Source organism: Sphingomonas floccifaciens (assembly GCF_042681125.1).
GTDB lineage: Bacteria > Pseudomonadota > Alphaproteobacteria > Sphingomonadales > Sphingomonadaceae > Sphingomonas > Sphingomonas floccifaciens.
Map to the genome: position 1 here is coordinate 1 of NZ_JBHUFC010000021.1, position 4939 is coordinate 4939.

Consider the following 4939-nt stretch of genomic DNA (forward strand, 5'->3'; position numbering starts at 1 on the left):
ATGGACCGTGAACTCAACGCCCGCGATGCTTCCCCCCGCCAGATCGGCGGCATGGGCCATGCCGGAGAAGCTGGTCAGGACCAGCATCAGGCATGTCAGGAAAGGCAAAAAGGCTCGCACTAGCTTGCCTCTATCACGGAAGGGTTTTCATGTCATTGCACTAATTCGAACCAAGGGTCACTGAGCCGGAACCCGAGCGGGATCGGTCGCGCCCGTTCCAGGCGAACCCGACCGCAATGGCGACCGCCATCAGGAGTTGCGCCAGCACCGATTGCCAAGTGGGAAACACGCCGAGCATCGACAGCCGTGGCACGTCCGCGAGCGGTGCGATGTTGATAAGGCCGGCTTCCTGGAGCGCGGCGACGCCTTTACCCGCCAGCACGACGGTCAGGACCGCCATGAGCCAGGAGCTATAGCGGAAGAACTGCGCGATCGGCAGCTTGCGACTGTAGCGAAGCATGGCCCAAGCGATCAGGCTGAGCAGTCCAATCGCCGACCCGGCCCCCGCGAGAAGCATCCCGTTGTCACCTTGCGCCGAAAGCGCGGCATAGAACAGGATCGTCTCGAAGACCTCGCGATAAACTACGACGAACGCCAGCCCGAACAGGAACCAGCCCGACCCGCCCGAGAGCGCCCGCGACATCTTCTCGCGAATATAGCGCTGCCACTGATCGGCCTGCGCCTTGCCGTGCATCCAAATCCCGACCGAGAGCAGCACGACCGCGGCGAACAGCGAGCCAAACCCTTCCGTCAGCTCCCGGCTCGCACCGCTGATCCCGATCGCATAGGTGGCGACCGCCCAGGTGATCCCGCCCGCGATGATCGCGCTGACCCAGCCGCCATGCACGTACCGCAGCGCCTCGCCGCGCTCGGCTTTACGCAGGAACGCGATCATGGCGACAACGATGAGCAGGGCTTCGAGCCCTTCACGCAGCAGGATCGTGAACGCGCCCAGGAACGTGGACGCTTCGGTGGCGGCATCAGGCGCGAGCGCCGCTTCCGCATCGTCGAAAAGGCCGCCCAGTACTGCGACCTTCTCCGCGAGATCATCGGGCGACGCGCCCCGGTCGATCGAGGCGCGGAACTCCCCCATCGCGCCCTCGATTCGACCCATCAGCGTCGCGTCGCGCGCGGTGAGTGTTGGCTCGATCGGCTCGAACCCATCGAGATAGGCCGACAGCGCCAGCTCTTTCGCCATGCGCGCATCGCCGCGCCGCGCAGCCGCCACGCTTTCGGCGAGTTTGGCGCGGGCGACCGCGAGCGAGCCGGGAGCCTGTTGTATCACCTGTTCGGGATGACGACGCAGGAACGCGAGCACTGGGTCAGCCTTGGCGTCGCCGATCGCCGCGCCGAGCGCGGCCGGGGTGAGCGCGACCAGGGTTTTCAGGTCCGGAATGCGCCGGCGAAGGGTCGGGTCGGATTTCCAAAGCCGCTCGCCTTCGCGCGCCTGCGCATCCGTGAAGGCGAAGCTCCCGGCTCGGAATGCTAACGCCCAGCGCTGATCGTTGGGCAGATCGGCGAAGCTCTGCATCGCGGTCCCGTCGATGCCTTGCGTCACCACCTGATAGAGCGCGAACACGCTGCGCTGGCGCGCGCGCTCGGCATCGGTGAAAGCAATCGGGGGCGTAGCGAGCTTGGCGGCGTCAGGGCCACGGCCGTTGCCCGTCATCCCGTGGCAGGACGCGCAGGATTGTCGGAACAGGGCATCGCTGGAGACGAGGTTCGGAGCCTTATCGGGCGCGAGCGGCACCGGGTAGGCGCGCAACAGATCGGCCGCGAGCCCGTGCGCCAATGTTGCCACCTGTTCAGTCGGTCCCTTTTCCGCGATCACCGCCTGGAGGTTGGCAGCCCGCTGGATGAGGGCTTGACGCTCCGGCTTCGCCGGCAGGCCCTGAAGCCGTGTCGAGACCGACGCGGCGAACTCCGTCATCTCGGCATATTCCGACGTGCTCTTGATCCGACCGTTGGCGACCGCGCCGCCATAATCGACGGCCATATAGTCGAGCAGCCGCCATGCGGTTTGCACGTCGCCGGGTTCGGCGATTGCCGCAGCAGGGATCAGCAGCGCCGCGAGCGCGGAGAGCAGCCGCAACGAGAGCATTGCCCGGATCAACGCGAGCAGACGCACTACCGCTCTCCCAATTCGCGCCGAGCGCCAGTGACGATTTCATAAGCGGAGTGGAGGAACAGGAGGGCGATGAGGCCGGCGACGGCGAGGTCCGGCCAGGCGCTTCCTGTCCACGCCACCAGACCGGCCGCGGCGATCACCGCCACGTTGGCGAGCGCGTCGTTGCGGCTGAACAGCCAGATCGCGCGAACATTGGCGTCCCCTTCCCGGAAACGCGCAAGCACCAAGGCGGACACGACATTGATCGCGAGCGCGACAACGCCGATTGTGCCCATCAGTTCGGCATCGGGCGCGGTTGCGTTCAGGGCGCGCCAAATCGCGAAACCGATTACGCCCACGCCAAGCGCACCGAGAAACAACCCCTGCGTCAGCGCGACCTTTGCCCTCGCCCGTGCGGACCAGGCAAGCGCGAGAAGACCGATAAGGCTGATCGACCCGTCCCCGAGAAAATCGAGGGAATCCGCTTTCAGCGCTTGGCTATCGGCGATGAACCCGCCGAACAGCTCGGCGACTCCGAAGCCGAGGTTGAGCACCACGACGGTCAGCAGCGCACGGCGATAGGCCGGATCGGTTTGCGCGCGCGCGGGCTCCCCGTGGCACCCGCAGCTTTCGGTAGAAGCATTCATGCGGCCTTCCTTACCACCTCCAGTCGCTGTAGAAGCAAGCGAAATGTGCGACACGTTCGCATAAGCAAGGATGGCATGATGAAGCCGGTGATGATTGGGCAGCTCGCCAGCGAGACCTCGACGAAGGTGACGACGATCCGCTTTTATGAGTCGATCGGGTTGCTCCGATCCGCCCCTCGCACGGCGTCGGGTCGCAGAACCTACGATGCCAGTGACATTGAGCGTTTGCACTTCATCCGCAACGGTCGCCGGCTTGGCTTCTCCGTCGACGAGATCCGTTCGTTGATGGGGCTGGCGCAGAACCCGGACCAGGATTGTGGTGCCGCCTCAGCTATCGCTGCTCAGCACCTCAAGGATGTGGAGGAGAGACTGGCGCAACTCGCGGTGTTGCGGGATGAGTTGGCAATGCTCAGCCAGAGCTGCACCAAGGCGCGCATGGCCGATTGTCGGATCATGAAGGCGATCGGCAAAGGCCACCCTCAAGCCGATCAATAATAATCGGCCAGCCTGAGCTCGCGCACATCACCCGAGGCCATCGTCAGCTTTACGAGGGTGCCAGCAGGCCGGGAGCGCACTTGCCAGAGCTCCCCACGCGTATAGTTCGCATCGATCGAATGGCCGTTCACCGCCACGATCCGGTCGCCGACCGCCCAGCCAGCCTTTTCCGCGGGACTGTTCGCCGCCACATGAACAACGGTGAGCGCCGTTGGTGAGGCTGCGAGGCCAAGGCCGCTACGGTCCTTCAGCATCGGCAGGCGACGACGAGGACCGAGTGGCCGGAGCCACACGAATCCGGCGGTCACGTCGAACACCACGTCGAATTGAGCGATCAGCGGTAGGCCGACATTGCCAACCGTGCTGGTGGAGAGCCAAGCTCTCATCCCGAGTGTGGGGACGTTCGAGACGCCAAGCCCTTCGATGTTGATGTTCTGGATCGTGAAAGCATCGTTGATACGCACACCATCGACGCCGCCGATCGCCGCGGTCGAGACGAGCTTCCCGTTCAACAGCCCTTGATCGCGGGCATAGGCCGACGAGAGCATCAGCGCGGCCGAGCTGCCAAGATCGATCATCAAGGGCACGGGAGGCAAACCCGAGACGGAAGCTCGAATGAACAGCTCCTGCTTGGCACCGCGCCCGAGCGCGACAGCGCGCCAGTCGGGACCGGCGAGAAACGTGCCTGACTTGACGACCGCCATACGCCTTTTCGCGAAATCGAGCGCGATGCAGCTACCCGTGAACATATCGGCACCGAGGAGGATATCGATCGGTCGTCCGAAGGCCGCCGACACTGAACTCAGATCACCAACGACGGCAAAGGGTAAGCGACGGGTTTCGCGGGCGAGCTGTACGTCGATGTCGCGGACCAGCAGCACCGGGGCCTTGGCGCTCAGCCCGCTAATCATGCGCCGCTCACCATCGTTCAAGCCGAGCTTCGCCGCGAGCGCCGTGCTCATGATCGACGCGCCGCTGCCACTGTCGAGCACCGCCCGCACCGGCACTCCGCGCACTTGTGCCGAAACAAGGAGGGTATCACCCGTGCCGACTTCCAGCGGCTCCCATTCGAGGTGAGCCGCACCGAAGTTCCACGAGCCCGCAGACCGGGAAGTCTGTCGCGCGAGCGTTGGAGAACCGAGCACCAAGCCGGTTCCACAGGCCACCAGCCGCGCCACTAATGAGCGTCGAGACATACCGATTGCTTCAACACGGGCCGTCAAAAAGCCACCTCCAGCCCCCCGTCCGCAGGAGAGCAAATTGCGGTTACATGCTCCAGCCACTGGAGGAGCAAGTGCTTTTGGTGCGCCCGAAAATCCTCAGAAGCGCTTGGAGAACTTTAGATGAAGGATGGTGCAGACCGCTTAGATGCCTTCCCGATAACGAACGGTTCCGGGGGACGCTGGGCCGATCGGGACCGCGAACGGTGTAAACGCTCGCGCTAAGTGGCGGCATTCTGATCGCGCTATTTGTCGGCGAGCGTCGCTACGCGGCTACCGGCTTGGTCTCGGCCGATCGCACATAGGCGTAGAGTTTTGGCTTGGAGATGCCGAGCATCGAGCAAATCTTGGCGATCGGCATCGTGTTCTCGTGGTAGAGCCTGACGGGCAGGTCGCGCTTTTCCTTGCCGAGTGCGGCCGGCCGGCCACCCTTCTTGCCGCGAGCGCGGGCTGCGGTGAGACCGGCCTGG

4 protein-coding genes and 1 pseudogene are annotated in these 4939 nt (G+C 64.5%); 1 reads left to right on the forward strand and 4 read right to left on the reverse strand.

Going from position 1 to position 4939, the window contains the following annotated elements; genetic code table 11:
* Positions 1-160: 160 nt before the first annotated feature.
* Both ACFSC3_RS18030 and ACFSC3_RS18035 read right to left on the reverse strand, forming a co-directional pair.
* On the reverse strand, positions 161-2128 hold the full coding sequence (locus ACFSC3_RS18030; RefSeq protein WP_004212871.1) for a cytochrome c/FTR1 family iron permease: 1968 nt from the start codon (positions 2126-2128) through the stop codon (positions 161-163).
* On the reverse strand, positions 2128-2754 hold the full coding sequence (locus tag ACFSC3_RS18035) for a cation efflux transmembrane domain-containing protein (RefSeq protein WP_004212870.1): 627 nt from the start codon (positions 2752-2754) through the stop codon (positions 2128-2130). The genes ACFSC3_RS18030 and ACFSC3_RS18035 overlap by 1 nt, the downstream gene beginning before the upstream one ends.
* A 78-nt stretch (positions 2755-2832) precedes the next feature.
* On the opposite strand from ACFSC3_RS18035, the gene ACFSC3_RS18040 reads away from it, so the two are divergent.
* Positions 2833-3249: a MerR family transcriptional regulator gene (locus tag ACFSC3_RS18040; RefSeq protein WP_004212867.1), complete on the forward strand. Its 417-nt coding sequence runs from the start codon at positions 2833-2835 to the stop codon at positions 3247-3249.
* Here ACFSC3_RS18040 and ACFSC3_RS18045 read toward each other — a convergent pair.
* On the reverse strand, positions 3243-4445 hold the full coding sequence (locus ACFSC3_RS18045; RefSeq protein WP_013039112.1) for an aspartyl protease family protein: 1203 nt from the start codon (positions 4443-4445) through the stop codon (positions 3243-3245). The genes ACFSC3_RS18040 and ACFSC3_RS18045 overlap by 7 nt on opposite strands.
* Positions 4446-4734: 289 nt before the next feature.
* Positions 4735-4939 (reverse strand): annotated as a pseudogene (locus tag ACFSC3_RS18050) (recombinase family protein); the annotation flags it as partial.